Source organism: Pseudomonas hygromyciniae, from assembly GCF_016925675.1.
Classification (GTDB): domain Bacteria; phylum Pseudomonadota; class Gammaproteobacteria; order Pseudomonadales; family Pseudomonadaceae; genus Aquipseudomonas; species Aquipseudomonas hygromyciniae.
The window spans coordinates 4,705,974-4,721,141 of record NZ_CP070506.1; the positions used below are offsets into that span (position 1 = coordinate 4,705,974).

At 60.3% G+C, this 15,168-nt stretch carries 13 protein-coding genes; 12 read left to right on the top strand and 1 reads right to left on the bottom strand.

From position 1 onward, the window contains the following. Nucleotides 1-123 precede the first annotated feature (123 nt). Nucleotides 124-1,044, top strand: coding sequence for an ornithine carbamoyltransferase (gene argF, locus JTY93_RS21100; RefSeq protein WP_205476498.1), 921 nt, complete (start codon nt 124-126; stop codon nt 1,042-1,044). Beyond that, entirely contained in the window at nt 1,041-2,150 is a 1,110-nt protein-coding gene (locus tag JTY93_RS21105; protein ID WP_205476497.1) for an ABC transporter ATP-binding protein, read from the top strand. The genes argF and JTY93_RS21105 overlap by 4 nt, the downstream gene beginning before the upstream one ends. Nucleotides 2,151-2,307: 157 nt before the next feature. Here JTY93_RS21105 and ybaK read toward each other — a convergent pair whose 3' ends face one another. Next, nucleotides 2,308-2,778, bottom strand: a complete 471-nt coding sequence (gene ybaK / locus JTY93_RS21110; RefSeq protein WP_169993926.1) for a Cys-tRNA(Pro) deacylase — start codon at nt 2,776-2,778, stop codon at nt 2,308-2,310. 371 nt (nt 2,779-3,149) lie between these two features. Here ybaK and JTY93_RS21115 point away from each other — a divergent pair, with 371 nt between their 5' ends. From JTY93_RS21115 to aauR, 10 genes are all read left to right on the top strand, one after another. Beyond that, the gene (locus JTY93_RS21115) at nt 3,150-4,004 is read left to right on the top strand and encodes an MIP/aquaporin family protein (protein ID WP_205476496.1); all 855 of its coding nucleotides are present in this window, start codon (nt 3,150-3,152) and stop codon (nt 4,002-4,004) included. 78 nt (nt 4,005-4,082) lie between these two features. Beyond that, nucleotides 4,083-5,588 carry a glycerol kinase GlpK gene (glpK, locus tag JTY93_RS21120; protein WP_205476495.1) on the top strand — a complete coding sequence of 502 codons (1,506 nt, stop codon included), beginning with the start codon at nt 4,083-4,085 and terminating at the stop codon, nt 5,586-5,588. 97 nt (nt 5,589-5,685) lie between these two features. Continuing rightward, the gene (locus JTY93_RS21125; RefSeq protein WP_169993932.1) at nt 5,686-6,441 is read left to right on the top strand and encodes a DeoR/GlpR family transcriptional regulator; all 756 of its coding nucleotides are present in this window, start codon (nt 5,686-5,688) and stop codon (nt 6,439-6,441) included. A 294-nt stretch (nt 6,442-6,735) separates the two neighbouring features. Continuing rightward, nucleotides 6,736-8,274 (top strand): glycerol-3-phosphate dehydrogenase, encoded by a 1,539-nt coding sequence (gene glpD, locus JTY93_RS21130; RefSeq protein ID WP_205476494.1) that lies wholly within the window; start codon nt 6,736-6,738, stop codon nt 8,272-8,274. Between the two features lie 316 nt (nt 8,275-8,590). Further along, nucleotides 8,591-9,517, top strand: a complete 927-nt coding sequence (locus JTY93_RS21135; protein ID WP_205476493.1) for a glutamate/aspartate ABC transporter substrate-binding protein — start codon at nt 8,591-8,593, stop codon at nt 9,515-9,517. A gap of 192 nt (nt 9,518-9,709) precedes the next feature. Next, entirely contained in the window at nt 9,710-10,456 is a 747-nt protein-coding gene (locus JTY93_RS21140; protein WP_205476492.1) for an amino acid ABC transporter permease, read from the top strand. Beyond that, nucleotides 10,456-11,127, top strand: coding sequence for an amino acid ABC transporter permease (locus JTY93_RS21145; protein ID WP_032859909.1), 672 nt, complete (start codon nt 10,456-10,458; stop codon nt 11,125-11,127). Before JTY93_RS21140 ends, JTY93_RS21145 begins: the two co-directional genes overlap by 1 nt. After that, nucleotides 11,124-11,858, top strand: coding sequence for an amino acid ABC transporter ATP-binding protein (locus tag JTY93_RS21150; protein WP_205476491.1), 735 nt, complete (start codon nt 11,124-11,126; stop codon nt 11,856-11,858). Before JTY93_RS21145 ends, JTY93_RS21150 begins: the two co-directional genes overlap by 4 nt. A 60-nt stretch (nt 11,859-11,918) precedes the next feature. After that, nucleotides 11,919-13,820, top strand: a complete 1,902-nt coding sequence (aauS, locus tag JTY93_RS21155) for a two-component sensor histidine kinase AauS (RefSeq protein ID WP_205476490.1) — start codon at nt 11,919-11,921, stop codon at nt 13,818-13,820. After that, the gene (aauR, locus tag JTY93_RS21160; RefSeq protein WP_169993947.1) at nt 13,817-15,157 is read left to right on the top strand and encodes a two-component response regulator AauR; all 1,341 of its coding nucleotides are present in this window, start codon (nt 13,817-13,819) and stop codon (nt 15,155-15,157) included. The genes aauS and aauR overlap by 4 nt, the downstream gene beginning before the upstream one ends. The last annotated feature ends 11 nt before the right edge of the window (nt 15,158-15,168 follow it).

The window sequence follows — 15,168 nt, forward strand, 5'->3', positions numbered from 1 at the left end:
AATGTCAATATCGCGCCTTCCCCTATTTCGTCGCCCCGTGCGGCTTTCGCCGCAGGTCTCGCCCGTTGTCACAATAAACAAGGCTTTGAGTATCTGCGGTCTGTTGCAAAAAGGTAGTTAATGATGAGCGCAAGGCACTTTCTCTCCCTGATGGATTGCACGCCCGAAGAGCTGGTCAGCGTGATCCGTCGAGGCATTGAGCTTAAAGACCTGCGTAATCGCGGCGTACTGTTCGAGCCTTTGAAAAACCGCGTACTCGGGATGATTTTCGAGAAATCGTCCACCCGTACCCGCCTGTCCTTCGAAGCCGGCATGATCCAGCTCGGCGGCCAAGCCATCTTTCTGTCGCCCCGGGACACCCAACTGGGCCGTGGCGAGCCAATCAGCGATTGCGCCATTGTCATGTCACGCATGCTCGATGCGGTGATGATCCGTACCTTCGCCCATAGCATCCTCACCGAATTTGCCGCCAACTCGCGAGTGCCGGTGATCAATGGGCTGTCCGATGACCTGCATCCGTGCCAGTTGCTGGCCGATATGCAGACGTTCCTCGAACATCGCGGTTCGATCCAGGGCAAAACCGTTGCCTGGATCGGCGATGGCAACAACATGTGCAATAGCTATATAGAAGCGGCGATCCAGTTCGACTTCCACTTACGCATTGCCTGCCCCGAGGGCTACGAGCCCAGCGCCGAATTCCTGGCCAAGGCCGACGCCCGCGTTCAAATCGTGCGCGACCCGAAAGACGCCGTGGTCGGCGCGCACCTGGTGAGTACCGACGTCTGGACCTCCATGGGCCAGGAAGACGAGACCGCCAAGCGCCTGGCCCTGTTTGCACCGTATCAAGTCACCCGTGAATTGCTCGACCTCGCCGCGCCAGACGCGTTGTTCATGCACTGCCTACCGGCGCATCGCGGCGAAGAAATCAGCCTCGACCTGTTGGATGACCCGCGCTCCGTCGCCTGGGACCAGGCAGAAAACCGCCTGCATGCCCAGAAGGCCCTGCTGGAGTTCCTGGTCCCACCGGCGTATCACCACGCATGAGCCAGCCACTTCTGCTGAAACTCCGCGATCTGGCATGCGGCTATCAGGACCAGCGGGTGGTGCAGAACCTCAACCTGCACCTGAATGCCGGCGATATCGGTTGCCTGCTGGGCTCCTCGGGCTGCGGCAAGACCACCACCCTGCGTGCGATTGCCGGGTTTGAGCCGGTCCACGAAGGCGAAATCAACCTGGCGGGCGAAGTGATCTCCAGCGCAGGTTTTACCCTGGCACCGGAGAAACGTCGGATTGGCATGGTGTTCCAGGACTACGCACTGTTTCCGCACCTCAGCGTGGCCGACAACATCGGCTTCGGCATTCGCAAACACCCGCAAAAAGAGCGAGTGGTGGCTGAATTGCTGGAGTTGGTCAACCTGAAGAACCTGGGCAAGCGCTTCCCCCACGAACTGTCCGGCGGCCAGCAACAGCGCGTGGCCCTGGCCCGTGCGTTGGCTCCGGAGCCGCAGTTGCTGCTGTTGGACGAGCCCTTCTCCAACCTCGACGGTGAACTGCGACGCAAGCTCAGCCATGAAGTGCGGGACATCCTCAAGGCCCGTGGCACCAGTGCGATCCTGGTGACCCATGACCAGGAAGAAGCCTTTGCCGTAAGCGACCACGTAGGTGTGTTCAAGGAAGGCCGGCTGGAGCAATGGGACACGCCCTACAACCTCTATCACGAACCGCTGACGCCTTATGTGGCAAGTTTTATTGGCCAGGGGTACTTCATCCGCGGGCAGTTGAGTTCGCCGGAATCGGTCAGCACCGAACTGGGCGAGTTGCGCGGCAATCGTGCCTATACCTGGCCGACGGGCAGCGCGGTGGATGTATTGCTGCGCCCGGATGACATCGTGTATGCGCCGGACAGCGCCTTGAAAGCGCAGATCGTCGGCAAGACTTTCCTCGGTGCCTCAACCCTGTACCGCTTGCAGTTGCCGACCGGTGCCCAACTGGAATCGATTTTCCCCAGCCATGCCGACCATCAGGTAGGTGCACAGGTGGGGATCCGCGTGGCGGCAGAGCATCTGGTGCTGTTCCAGGCCTCGGGGAGCACGGCGGCGCAGATTGTGCAGGTGGAATCCGGTGTGCGGCGCTATAGCACCGCCAGTTGAATAAACCCGATCCGACATTTAGCAGCGGGCTTGTGTGGGAGCCGGGCTTGCCCGCGATGCAGGCGCCTCGGTCTGTCAGCTGCATCGGGGTGATGCTATCGCAGGCAAGCCAGCTCCCACAGAGGCTGGCTTGCACATTTGACTCCCACTGTTGAAATCACACCCGGCCAATCGGCGCAAATGTAGCCTGGGTGTGCTCTGCCAGCACCGCCGCCGCCAACTCCACCTCAAGCCCTCTCCTGCCAGCGCTGACAAAAATTGTCGTAAAAGGCTGTGCGCTCACATCGATGAACGTGCGCAAGCGCTTCTTCTGCCCCAGCGGGCTGATCCCCCCCAACAAGTAACCGGTAGAGCGCTGCGCCGCCGCCGGGTCGGCCATCTCGACCTTCTTCACGCCCGCCGCATGCGCCAGGGCCTTCAAATCCAGACTTCCGACGACCGGCACCACCGCCACCAACAATTCACCTTTTTCGCTACTGGCGAGCAAGGTCTTGAATACCTGCGCCGGGTCCAGGCTCAGTTTTTCCGCGGCCTCCAGGCCATAAGAGGCGGCCTTGGGGTCATGTTCGTAACTGTGGATGCGATGTTCGGCGCGAACTTTTTTCAACAAGTCCAATGCGGGTGTCATGGGGGCTCCAGGCTTGGGGGAAACGTGGAAAAGCAGGCCACCGATTCTAGGACAAACCCAGGCAAAAGGCTCTAGTGCAGGGCACCGTGCGACGAATCCGCGCAGATCCTGGGCACGCTTGCCGCCCGTTGCGACGACGTATTGTCGCGATCATTCATCACATTAATAGTTTGAAAATGACCGACCGTTCACTTTCGACCTTTGACAGCGGTGTTTCTTGTCTATATTTTTTCGTTTCCGAATACTGTAGGAATACACTCGCAGTATCCGAGCAGTAAGCCGTGGCCAGAATGGGGATTCTGTTTACGGTGAAAATCGCGCATGGCCCGTTGTGGCAGAGCGCCAGACAAGAAAAAAAATCGAGGTTTTCAATGACAACTGCTCTTCAACAGCCTTCACTTTCAAGCCAATGCATGGCCGAATTCCTCGGCACCGCGCTGCTGATCTTCTTCGGCACAGGCTGCGTCGCTGCGCTCAAGGTCGCGGGTGCCAGCTTTGGCTTGTGGGAAATCAGCATCATCTGGGGGATCGGCGTAAGCATGGCGATCTATCTGAGCGCCGGCATTTCCGGGGCTCATCTCAATCCAGCCGTCAGTATCGCGCTGTGCATCTTTGCCGATTTCGACAAGCGCAAACTGCCCTTCTATATCATCGCCCAGGTCGCCGGCGCCTTTTGTTCGGCGGCGTTGGTCTACACGCTCTACAGCAATCTTTTTTTCGATTACGAACAAACTCACCACATGGTCCGTGGCTCGGCTGCCAGCCTGGAACTGGCCTCGGTGTTCTCCACCTACCCCCACGCCCTGCTGAATACCGCCCAGGCATTCCTGGTGGAGATGGTCATCACCGCCATCCTGATGGGTGTGATCATGGCCCTGACCGACGACAACAACGGCTTGCCCCGTGGCCCTCTGGCCCCGCTGCTGATCGGTTTGCTGATCGCCGTGATTGGCAGCGCCATGGGCCCGCTGACCGGGTTTGCCATGAACCCGGCCCGGGATTTCGGGCCCAAGCTGATGACCTTTTTCGCCGGTTGGGGTGAAATGGCCTTCACCGGCGGGCGCGATATTCCTTATTTCCTGATTCCGATCCTTGCACCGATTGTCGGTGCCTGCCTCGGCGCTGCGGCCTATCGCGGGTTGATTGCCCGCCATCTGCCCAACGTCGCACCTGCTACAACTGATGCAGCCGAAACCGCCGCCAGCGGTAACACCCGAACTTCCTGAAAGCGGTAGCCTGAGCCCTTCTGCCCTTTGCGGCCCAGGCTACTTACCCACTCCCTTTTTCCGTCCAAGGCAATCGACATGACCGACACACAGAATAAGAACTACATCATTGCCCTCGATCAGGGCACCACCAGTTCCCGGGCGATCATCTTTGATCGTGACGCCAACGTGGTGTGCACCGCCCAACGTGAATTCGTCCAGCATTACCCACAAGCCGGCTGGGTCGAGCATGACCCGATGGAAATCTTCGCCACCCAGAGCGCCGTGATGGTCGAGGCCCTGGCGCAAGCAGGCCTGCACCACGATCAGGTGGCCGCCATCGGCATCACCAACCAGCGTGAAACCACGGTGGTCTGGGACAAGATCACCGGCCGCCCGATCTACAACGCCATCGTCTGGCAATGCCGTCGCAGCACCGAGATCTGCCAGCAGCTCAAGCGCGACGGCCACGAGCAATACATCAGCGACACCACCGGCCTGGTCACCGACCCGTACTTCTCCGGGACCAAGCTCAAGTGGATCCTCGATAACGTCGAAGGCAGCCGCGAACGCGCGCGCAATGGCGAACTGCTGTTCGGCACCATCGACAGCTGGCTGATCTGGAAATTTACCGGCGGCAAGACCCACGTCACCGACTACACCAACGCCTCGCGCACCATGCTCTTCAACATCCACACCCTGGAGTGGGATGCCAAGATGCTGGAGGTGCTGGACATCCCGCGCGAGATGCTGCCAGAAGTTAAATCTTCCTCGGAAATCTACGGCCGCACCAAAAGCGGGATTGCCATCGGCGGTATCGCTGGCGACCAGCAAGCCGCCCTGTTCGGCCAGATGTGCGTCGAGCCTGGCCAGGCGAAAAACACCTACGGCACCGGCTGCTTCCTGCTGATGAACACCGGCGACAAGGCGGTCAAGTCCAAGCACGGCATGCTCACCACCATCGCCTGCGGCCCCCGTGGCGAAGTGGCCTACGCCCTGGAAGGCGCGGTGTTCAATGGCGGCTCAACCGTACAGTGGCTGCGTGACGAGCTGAAAATCATCAATGACGCCCATGACACCGAGTACTTCGCCAACAAGGTCAAGGACAGCAACGGCGTGTACCTGGTGCCGGCGTTCACCGGCCTCGGCGCTCCATACTGGGACCCCTACGCCCGTGGCGCACTGTTCGGCCTGACCCGTGGCGTACGTGTCGACCACATCATTCGCGCAGCCCTGGAGTCGATTGCCTACCAGACCCGCGACGTGCTCGACGCCATGCAACAGGACTCCGGCGAACGCCTCAAATCCCTACGGGTAGACGGCGGCGCCGTGGCCAACAACTTCTTGATGCAGTTCCAGGCCGACATCCTCGGCACCCAGGTCGAGCGCCCGCAAATGCGCGAAACCACTGCATTGGGCGCGGCCTACCTGGCTGGCCTGGCCTGTGGCTTCTGGGGCAGCCTGGATGAGCTGCGCGGCAAGTCGGTAATCGAGCGCGAGTTCGAACCGCAACTGGACGAGCCCGCCAAAGAAAAACTCTACGCAGGCTGGAAAAAAGCGGTCAGCCGCACCCGCGACTGGGAACCCCACGAAGGCGCTGAATAAGCCAAGCGCCGGACCCGCTTAGGGTTGTAACTGGCAGGGAGCAGATTCCTGCGTCATCATGGGCCACTTTTTTGTACGGCAGCCCAAAGGACGCCCCATGAATCTGCCTCCCCGTCAGCAGCAAATACTCGAACTGGTCCGCGAACGCGGCTATGTCAGCATCGAGGAAATGGCGCAGTTGTTCGTTGTTACCCCGCAAACCATCCGCCGCGATATCAATCAACTGGCGGATGCCAATCTGCTGCGTCGCTACCACGGCGGCGCCGCCTATGACTCCAGCGTCGAAAACACCGAGTACGCCATGCGTGCCGACCAGATGCGCGATGAAAAACAGCGTATCGGCGAAGCCATTGCCGCACAGATCCCTGACCATGCCTCGCTGTTCATCAATATCGGCACCACCACCGAATCCATCGCCCGGGCGCTGCTCAACCACAGCCACCTGAAGATCATCACCAACAACCTCAACGTCGCCATGATGCTCAGCGCCAAGGACGACTTCGACGTGCTGCTGACCGGCGGCAATGTGCGCCGTGACGGCGGTGTGGTGGGCCAGGCCAGCGTGGACTTTATCAACCAGTTCAAGGTTGACTTCGCCCTGGTGGGGATCAGCGGTATCGACGAGGACGGCAGCCTGCTGGACTTTGATTACCAGGAAGTCCGGGTTTCCCAGGCGATCATTGCCAATGCGCGCAAGGTGATCCTGGCGGCGGACTCCAGCAAATTCGGGCGCAATGCCATGATTCGCCTGGGGCCAATCAGTTTGATTGATTGCCTGGTCACCGATCAGCAGCCGGTGCCGGCGCTGGTGCAGTTGCTCAATCAGCATAAGATTCGCCTGGAAGTCGTCTGATCTATCTCTGAGATCTCTGGCGCCTAGGCCACCGCCTTCGCGGGCAAGCCCGCTCCCACAGGTTGATCGCATTCCAACTGTGGGAGCGTGCTTGCCCGCGAAATCGGCCCATAAGGCAACAACTCTCTTGAGCCAGCACAAGGCTCAATGTTCACAAATTTTCCTTTTCCCGCCCTTCGATGAGTTTTTTTCAATCGAAGTCAGCTGGCTGTGCCCGCGTTTATGAGCTACCATTTTCGCAAATGAACATTAATGTTCGAATTCAAATATAAATAAAGATCGCGAGGCCAGCCGATGACCCCTTCTACCTTGCCTGCTCAACCCCTTGCCGAAGTCTATGATGTTGCCGTTATCGGTGGCGGGATCAATGGTGTGGGGATCGCGGCAGATGCAGCCGGTCGCGGCCTGTCAGTATTCCTTTGCGAAAAGGACGATCTGGCCAGCCACACCTCATCCGCCAGCAGCAAGCTGATCCACGGCGGCCTGCGCTATCTTGAACATTACGAATTCCGTCTGGTGCGCGAAGCCCTGGCCGAACGTGAAGTGCTGCTGGCCAAGGCGCCGCACATCGTCAAGCAGATGCGCTTTGTTCTGCCCCATCGCCCACATCTGCGCCCGGCGTGGATGATCCGCGCTGGCCTGTTCCTGTATGACCACCTCGGCAAGCGCGAAAAGCTCGCTGGCTCCAAAAGCCTGAAGTTCGGCGCCGACAGCCCGCTGAAAAGCGAAATCACCAAGGGTTTCGAATACTCCGACTGCTGGGTCGATGATGCGCGCCTGGTAGTACTCAATGCCATGGCCGCCCGGGAAAAAGGGGCGCATATCCACACCCAGACCCGTTGCGTCAGCGCCCGTCGCAGCAAGGGCCTGTGGCACCTGCACCTGGAGCGCGCCGATGGCAGCCTGTTCTCGATCCGTGCCAAGGCCCTGGTGAACGCTGCCGGCCCGTGGGTTGCCAAGTTCATCAAGGATGACCTGAAGCTCGACTCGCCTTACGGCATCCGCCTGATCCAGGGCAGCCACTTGATCGTGCCGAAACTGTACGAAGGCGCCCACGCGCACATCCTGCAGAACGAAGACGGGCGCATCGTCTTCACCATTCCGTACCTCAATCACCTGACCATCATCGGTACTACCGACCGCGAGTACACCGGCGATCCAGCAAAAGTGGCGATCACCGAAGGTGAAACGGACTACATGCTCAAGGTGGTCAACGCCCACTTCAAGCAGCAGTTGAGCCGCGACGACATCGTCCATACCTACTCCGGCGTGCGCCCGCTGTGCAACGACGAGTCCGATAACCCGTCGGCCATCACCCGCGACTACACCCTGGCGCTGTCGGGTACTGGCGAAGAAGCACCGATCCTGTCGGTGTTCGGCGGCAAGCTGACCACCTACCGCAAGCTCGCGGAGTCGGCACTGGCGCAACTGGCCCCCTACTTCCCCCATATCAAGCCAAGCTGGACCGCCAAGGCCAGCCTGCCCGGCGGCGAAGAAATGACCACGCCAGAAGCCCTGGCCACGGACATTCGCAGCAAGTTCGAGTGGATCCCCAGCGAAATCGCCCGCCGCTGGTCGACCACCTATGGCAGCCGCACCTGGCGCCTGCTCGAAGGCGTGCAATCCTTGGCCGACCTGGGCGAACACCTGGGTGGCGGCCTGTATACCCGGGAAGTCGACTACCTGTGCGCCGAGGAATGGGCGACCCAGGCCTACGACATCCTGTGGCGCCGCACCAAGCTCGGCCTGTTCACCACCCCTGAGGAACAGGAGAACCTGCAGCGTTACCTGATCAAGGTGGAGCAGAACCGCAGCAAGATCGAAGCAGCCTGACTCACCAAGCCCCTGCACCGAAAGGTCCAGGGGCTTTTTTTGGCTACTACCTTCTCCCCCCCTCAAAATTCGGATTTCCGAACGCTATCGCGCCACCTATTCGGTTTGCCGGACTTAAACGCCGTATAAACACCGTCACATAAAGTTAATAACCATATAAATCATATAGTTAGATCTTTATTCACAGTCTGGCACGACTCATGCTCTACACTTGGGACGTGTTTGCCTGAGATGCTTCAGGAGCCGTCACAGGCATTCGCTGTATCGAAAGAGCCGTCCAGGCTTCATAAAAAAAACAAATGTCGAGGAAGTATTGATGCGTATCGTTCCCCATATTTTGGGCGCAGCCATCGCTGCCGCTCTGATTAGCACTCCAGTCTTCGCCGCCGAACTGACCGGCACGCTGAAGAAAATCAAAGAGTCGGGCACCATCACCCTGGGCCACCGCGACGCCTCCATCCCGTTCTCCTACATCGCGGACGCTTCAGGCAAGCCAGTGGGCTACTCCCACGACATTCAACTGGCCATCGTCGAAGGCATCAAGAAAGACCTGAACATGCCGGACCTCAAGGTCAAGTACAACCTGGTCACCTCTCAAACCCGCATCCCGCTGGTGCAGAACGGCACCGTAGACGTTGAGTGTGGTTCCACCACCAACAACGTCGAGCGCCAGCAACAAGTCGACTTCTCCGTCGGCATCTTCGAAATCGGTACCCGTCTGCTGTCCAAAAAAGACTCGACCTACAAGGATTTCGCTGACCTCAAGGGCAAGAACGTCGTAACCACCGCGGGTACCACGTCCGAGCGCATCCTCAAGTCCATGAACGCTGACAAGCAGATGGGCATGAACGTCATCTCCGCCAAGGACCACGGTGAATCCTTCCAGATGCTGGAAAGCGGCCGTGCCGTTGCCTTCATGATGGACGACGCACTGCTGGCCGGTGAAATGGCCAAGGCCAAGAAGCCAGAAGACTGGTCTGTAACGGGCACTGCTCAGTCTTACGAAATCTACGGCTGCATGGTTCGCAAAGGCGATGCGCCGTTCAAGAAAGCGGTGGACGATGCAATCGTTGCTACCTATAAGTCGGGCGAGATCAACAAGATCTACGACAAGTGGTTCCAGTCGCCGATCCCACCAAAAGGCCTGAACCTGATGTTCCCGATGAGCGACGAACTCAAGGCCCTGATCGCCAATCCGACCGACAAAGCAGCCGACGACAAAACGGCTGAAAAAAAGTCCTGATTCCGAACTAACCTTATCCCCTGAGGGAGCCAACCCTCCCTCAGGTGCCTGTTACTACCTGCTGGCATTATTTGGAACACTCGACCTGGCGGTTTGCGAGCCGATCGTGTGTGCCTGACGTTCACCGTCAGGCGGGAATGGATCTTCCCCAAGCGGGTGCTTGTACATCGATCGATTTCGGGGGAGACCCTAATGAATTACAACTGGGACTGGGGCGTATTCTTCAAGTCCACCGGCGTGGGCAGCGAGACCTATCTCGACTGGTTCATCTCCGGTTTGGGCTGGACCATCGCCATCGCCGTCGTGGCCTGGATCGTCGCCTTGCTGCTGGGCTCGGTACTGGGCGTGATGCGCACGATGCCTAACCGGCTCGTGGCCGGCATCGCCACCTGCTACGTGGAGCTGTTTCGTAACGTGCCACTGCTGGTACAGCTGTTCATCTGGTACTTCCTGGTACCCGACCTGCTGCCGCAAAACCTGCAGGACTGGTACAAACAAGACTTGAACCCGACCACCTCGGCCTACCTGAGCGTTGTCGTGTGCCTGGGCCTGTTCACCGCCGCCCGCGTATGTGAACAAGTGCGTACCGGTATCCAGGCCCTGCCCCACGGTCAGGAAGCCGCCGCCCGCGCCATGGGTTTCAGCCTGTCACAGATCTACTGGAACGTGCTGTTGCCCCAGGCCTACCGGATCATCATTCCGCCGCTCACCTCGGAATTCCTCAACGTCTTCAAGAACTCCTCCGTGGCGTCCTTGATCGGCCTGATGGAGTTGCTGGCGCAAACCAAGCAGACCGCCGAGTTCTCGGCCAACCTGTTTGAAGCCTTCACCCTGGCTACGCTGATCTACTTCACCCTGAACATGAGCCTGATGTTGCTGATGCGCGTGGTCGAGAAGAAAGTCGCAGTGCCCGGCCTGATTTCCGTGGGGGGCAAATAATGGAATTCGATTTCAGCGGCATTATCCCGGCCATCCCTGGCCTGTGGAACGGCATGGTCATGACCTTGAAACTGATGGTCATGGGCGTGGTCGGCGGCATCATCCTCGGTACCATCCTGGCACTGATGCGCCTGTCCTCCAGCAAACTGCTGTCCCGCGTGGCCGGCGCTTACGTGAACTACTTCCGCTCGATCCCGCTGCTGTTGGTGATCACCTGGTTCTACCTGGCGGTGCCGTTCGTGTTGCGCTGGATCACCGGCGAAGACACGCCAATCGGTGCGTTCACCTCCTGCGTCGTGGCCTTCATGATGTTTGAAGCCGCGTACTTCTGCGAAATCGTGCGGGCCGGCGTGCAGTCGATCCCCAAGGGCCAGATGGCAGCGGCACAAGCGATGGGCATGACCTACGGTCAGACCATGCGCCTGATCATCCTGCCCCAGGCGTTCCGCAAGATGACCCCGCTGCTGTTGCAGCAGAGCATCATCCTGTTCCAGGACACCTCGCTGGTGTACACCGTCGGCCTGGTGGACTTCCTCAATGCTTCGCGCGCCAATGGCGACATCATCGGTCGGTCCAATGAGTTCCTGATCTTCGCCGGTGTCGTCTACTTCATCATCAGCTTTGCCGCCTCGCTGCTGGTCAAGCGTCTGCAAAAAAGGTTTGCCGTATGATCTCTATCAAGAACATCAACAAGTGGTATGGCGACTTCCAGGTGCTGACCGATTGCAGCACCGAGGTCAAGAAAGGCGAAGTGATCGTGGTGTGCGGGCCGTCCGGCTCGGGCAAATCCACGCTGATCAAGTGCGTCAACGCCCTGGAACCGTTCCAGAAGGGTGACGTCGTGGTCGACGGTACCTCGATTGCCGACCCGAAGACCAACCTGCCGAAACTGCGCTCACGCGTGGGCATGGTGTTCCAGCACTTCGAACTGTTCCCGCACATGACCATCACCGAAAACCTGACGATTGCGCAGATCAAGGTGCTGGGCCGCAGCAAGGCAGAAGCCGAGAAGAAAGGCCTGCAACTGCTGGAGCGCGTCGGTCTTTCGGCGCACGCCCACAAGCACCCGGGCCAACTGTCCGGCGGCCAGCAGCAGCGCGTAGCGATTGCCCGTGCACTGGCCATGGACCCGATCGTCATGTTGTTCGACGAACCGACCTCGGCCCTGGACCCGGAGATGGTCAACGAAGTGCTGGACGTGATGGTGCAACTGGCCCAGGAAGGCATGACCATGATGTGCGTGACCCACGAAATGGGCTTCGCCCGTAAAGTGGCCGACCGCGTGATTTTCATGGATGCCGGCAAAATCATCGAAGACTGCCCGAAAGAAGAGTTCTTCGGAGATATCAGCGCCCGCTCCGAACGTGCGCAGCACTTCCTCGAGAAAATCCTGCAGCACTAAAAAAGCCGCAACTCGCTCCTACAAGAGCAGGCAAGCTGTAGCTGACCCAAGGCATCTGTGATGAAATGCGACCCCACCCTCTATCGCGCCGCGCCGCCATCACTTGCCGTGAAGCCCCGTCTGATTCGCCAATTGTTCCTGCCGCCCCTGATCATCCTGTTGATGATCGGCCTGGGCTTTATCGGCTTCTGGACCAGCGAGTACTACGGCATCCGCACCCTGGGCGAGAACGGTGAGCGTCAGTTAGAGTTGCATGCGCGCACGGTCGAAAGTGAAATCAGCAAATACACCTACCTACCCAGCCTGCTGGAGCTGGAGTCCAGCGTTTCCAAACTGCTGGCCGAACCCAATCCGGAACACCGTCAAGCAGTCAATGAATACCTCGAAGGCCTGAACCGGCGCAGCCGCAGTCGGGCGATTTATGTGATGGACACCACCGGCCGCGTGATGGCCACCAGTAACTGGCGCGATGTCGACAGTTACCTGGGTGAAGACCTGTCGTTCCGCGCCTATTTCCAGAATGCGGTGCGTGGCCAGCCAGGCCGTTTCTATGGCATCGGCAGCACCAATGGCGAACCCGGCTACTACCTGGCCCATGGCCTGGAAGAACGCGGCAAGATCATTGGCGTCGCGGTGGTCAAGGTGCGCCTGGAAGCGTTGGAAGAACGCTGGCAGCGCGCGCGCCTGGAAGCCTTTGTCAGCGACGAGAACGGCATCATCATCCTCTCCAGTGACCCGGCGCGCCGGCTCAAGGCCGTGCGCCCGCTGAGCGACGAAACCAAGGAGCGCCTGGCCCGCAGCCTGCAGTATTACTGGGCGACCCTCAACGAACTGCAACCCCTGGCCCGCGAACACCTCGACGCCGGCACCGAAAAGCTGACCTTCCCTGCCAACAGTGAAGTAGTGGCCGACGACCAGGAGGTCACCTACCTGGCCCAGACCCGGCCGCTGAACGACACACCGTGGAATTTCACCCTGCTCACCCCGCTCAACGACCTGCGCCAGGCAGCGATCAACCAGGGCATCCTCGTGGCGGTGGCCTTTGCCCTGGTGGCGTTCCTGCTGATTGCCTGGAATGAGCGGCGCAAGGTCATCGCCACACGCCTGGCCGCCCGTGAGGCGCTGCAGGAAGCCAACAACCAACTGGAGCGGCGGATCGCCGAGCGCACCGCCGACCTGCGCGCCAGCAACGAACGGCTCAAGGCGCAGATCCGCGAACGACGCCAGGCCGAAGAGACCCTGCGCCGGGCCCAGGACGAGTTGGTCCAGGCCGGCAAGCTGGCGGCCATCGGCCAGATGTCCACCAGCATTGCCCATGAACTGAACCAACCCCTGGCAGCCTTGCGCACCTTGTCCGGCAACACCGTGCGCTTTCTCGAACGCGGCGCTCTGGATACTGCCAGCACCAACCTCAAGACCATCAATGAACTGATCGACCGCATGGGCCGCATCACCGCCAGCCTGCGCTCGTTCGCCCGACGTGGCGACGACCAGGGTGAAGCTAGCCTGGGCAAGGCCGTGGACGCAGCGTTCCAGGTCCTGGGCAGCCGCCTCGACAGCCTGCCGCTGACCGTGCACCGCGGCTTTAGCCAGGCCACGTTGCAGATCGACCAGACGCGCCTGGAGCAGATCCTGGTCAACCTGATCGGCAACGCCCTGGATGCGATGCACGCCCAACCCGCCCCCGAGCTGTGGCTGGAAAGTGATATCCATGAAGGCAAATACCGCCTGCGGGTGCGGGACAACGGGCATGGCATCGCCCCTGAGACCCGCAAGCATTTGTTCGAACCCTTTTTTACCACCAAACCCGGCGAGCAAGGGTTGGGCCTGGGCCTGACCCTGTCGGCCAGCCTCGCTGCGGCCACCGGCGGCAATCTGGCCGTCGAGCACCCGGCCGATGGTGGTACGGCCTTTGTCCTGAGCCTGCCCCTGGCAGGCCATCAACCCGGCGAATCGATATGAACAGCCAACCCAATACCGAACTGACCGTGCTGATCGTCGAAGACGATCCCCATGTGTTGCTCGGCTGCCAGCAAGCCCTGGCCCTGGAAGATATTCCCAGCGTCGGCGTGGCCAGTGCCGAAGAGGCCCTGCAGCGCGTCGGCGAGAACTTTGCCGGCATTGTGATCAGTGACATCCGCCTGCCCGGCATCGACGGCCTGGAGCTGTTGACCCGCCTCAAGGCCCTGGATAAAAGCCTGCCGGTGGTGCTGATCACCGGCCACGGCGACATCTCCATGGCCGTGGGTGCGATGCGCAATGGCGCCTATGACTTCATGGAAAAACCCTTTTCCCCAGAGCGCCTGGTGGACGTGGTGCGCCGCGCCCTCGAACAGCGCGGCCTGGCCCGGGAAGTCTGGGCGCTGCGCCGGCAACTGGCCGAGCGTGACTCCCTGGAAGGCCGGATCATCGGGCGCTCGCCGGCGATGCAGAACCTGCGGGAATTGATCGCCAACGTCGCCGATACCTCGGCCAACGTGCTGATCGAAGGCGAGACCGGCACCGGCAAGGAACTGGTCGCCCGCTGCCTGCACGACTTCAGCCGCCGCCACGCCCACCAATTCGTGGCCCTGAACTGCGGCGGCCTGCCGGAAAACCTGTTTGAAAGCGAGATTTTCGGCCACGAAGCCAACGCCTTTACCGGCGCGGGCAAGCGGCGTATCGGCAAGATCGAACACGCCCACGAAGGCACGCTGTTCCTCGACGAAGTGGAAAGCATGCCGATGAACCTGCAGATCAAACTGCTGCGGGTCTTGCAGGAGCGCACCCTGGAACGCCTGGGTTCGAACCAGAGCGTGGCCGTGGATTGCCGGGTGATCGCCGCCACCAAGTCCGATCTCGACGAATTGAGCCGCGCCAACCAGTTCCGCAGCGACTTGTACTACCGCCTGAACGTAGTAACCCTGGAGCTGCCGCCGCTGCGCGAGCGTCGCGAAGATATCCTGCAACTGTTCGAACACTTCCTGCAGCAATCTTCCCTGCGCTTCGACCGCATCGCCCCGGAGCTGGACAACCAGACCCTGTCCAGCCTGATGAGCCATGACTGGCCCGGCAACGTGCGTGAGTTGCGCAACGTCGCCGAACGGTTTGCCCTGGGCCTGCCGGCCTTCAAGAAAAGCGGCACCAGCCCCGATAACCATGGCCTGGCCTTTACCGAGGCGGTGGAAGCCTTTGAGCGCAACCTGCTCAGCGACGCCCTGCAGCGCAGCGGCGGCAACCTGACCCAGGCCAGCCTGGAACTGGGAATGGCCAAGACCACCCTGTTCGACAAGGTCAAGAAATACGGCCTGAGCCACTGAGGAGTACTGCG

What these genes read in the sequence shown, in the direction of transcription:
- glpK (WP_205476495.1), top strand. Translation starts at nt 4,083, where the DNA reads ATGACCGACACACAGAATAAGAACTACATCATTGCCCTCGATCAGGGC.
- argF (WP_205476498.1), top strand. Translation starts at nt 124, where the DNA reads ATGAGCGCAAGGCACTTTCTCTCCCTGATGGATTGCACGCCCGAAGAG.
- JTY93_RS21145 (WP_032859909.1), top strand. Translation starts at nt 10,456, where the DNA reads ATGGAATTCGATTTCAGCGGCATTATCCCGGCCATCCCTGGCCTGTGG.
- JTY93_RS21105 (WP_205476497.1), top strand. Translation starts at nt 1,041, where the DNA reads ATGAGCCAGCCACTTCTGCTGAAACTCCGCGATCTGGCATGCGGCTAT.
- JTY93_RS21135 (WP_205476493.1), top strand. Translation starts at nt 8,591, where the DNA reads ATGCGTATCGTTCCCCATATTTTGGGCGCAGCCATCGCTGCCGCTCTG.
- JTY93_RS21140 (WP_205476492.1), top strand. Translation starts at nt 9,710, where the DNA reads ATGAATTACAACTGGGACTGGGGCGTATTCTTCAAGTCCACCGGCGTG.
- JTY93_RS21115 (WP_205476496.1), top strand. Translation starts at nt 3,150, where the DNA reads ATGACAACTGCTCTTCAACAGCCTTCACTTTCAAGCCAATGCATGGCC.
- aauS (WP_205476490.1), top strand. Translation starts at nt 11,919, where the DNA reads ATGAAATGCGACCCCACCCTCTATCGCGCCGCGCCGCCATCACTTGCC.
- JTY93_RS21150 (WP_205476491.1), top strand. Translation starts at nt 11,124, where the DNA reads ATGATCTCTATCAAGAACATCAACAAGTGGTATGGCGACTTCCAGGTG.
- aauR (WP_169993947.1), top strand. Translation starts at nt 13,817, where the DNA reads ATGAACAGCCAACCCAATACCGAACTGACCGTGCTGATCGTCGAAGAC.
- glpD (WP_205476494.1), top strand. Translation starts at nt 6,736, where the DNA reads ATGACCCCTTCTACCTTGCCTGCTCAACCCCTTGCCGAAGTCTATGAT.
- JTY93_RS21125 (WP_169993932.1), top strand. Translation starts at nt 5,686, where the DNA reads ATGAATCTGCCTCCCCGTCAGCAGCAAATACTCGAACTGGTCCGCGAA.
- ybaK (WP_169993926.1), bottom strand. Translation starts at nt 2,778, where the DNA reads ATGACACCCGCATTGGACTTGTTGAAAAAAGTTCGCGCCGAACATCGC.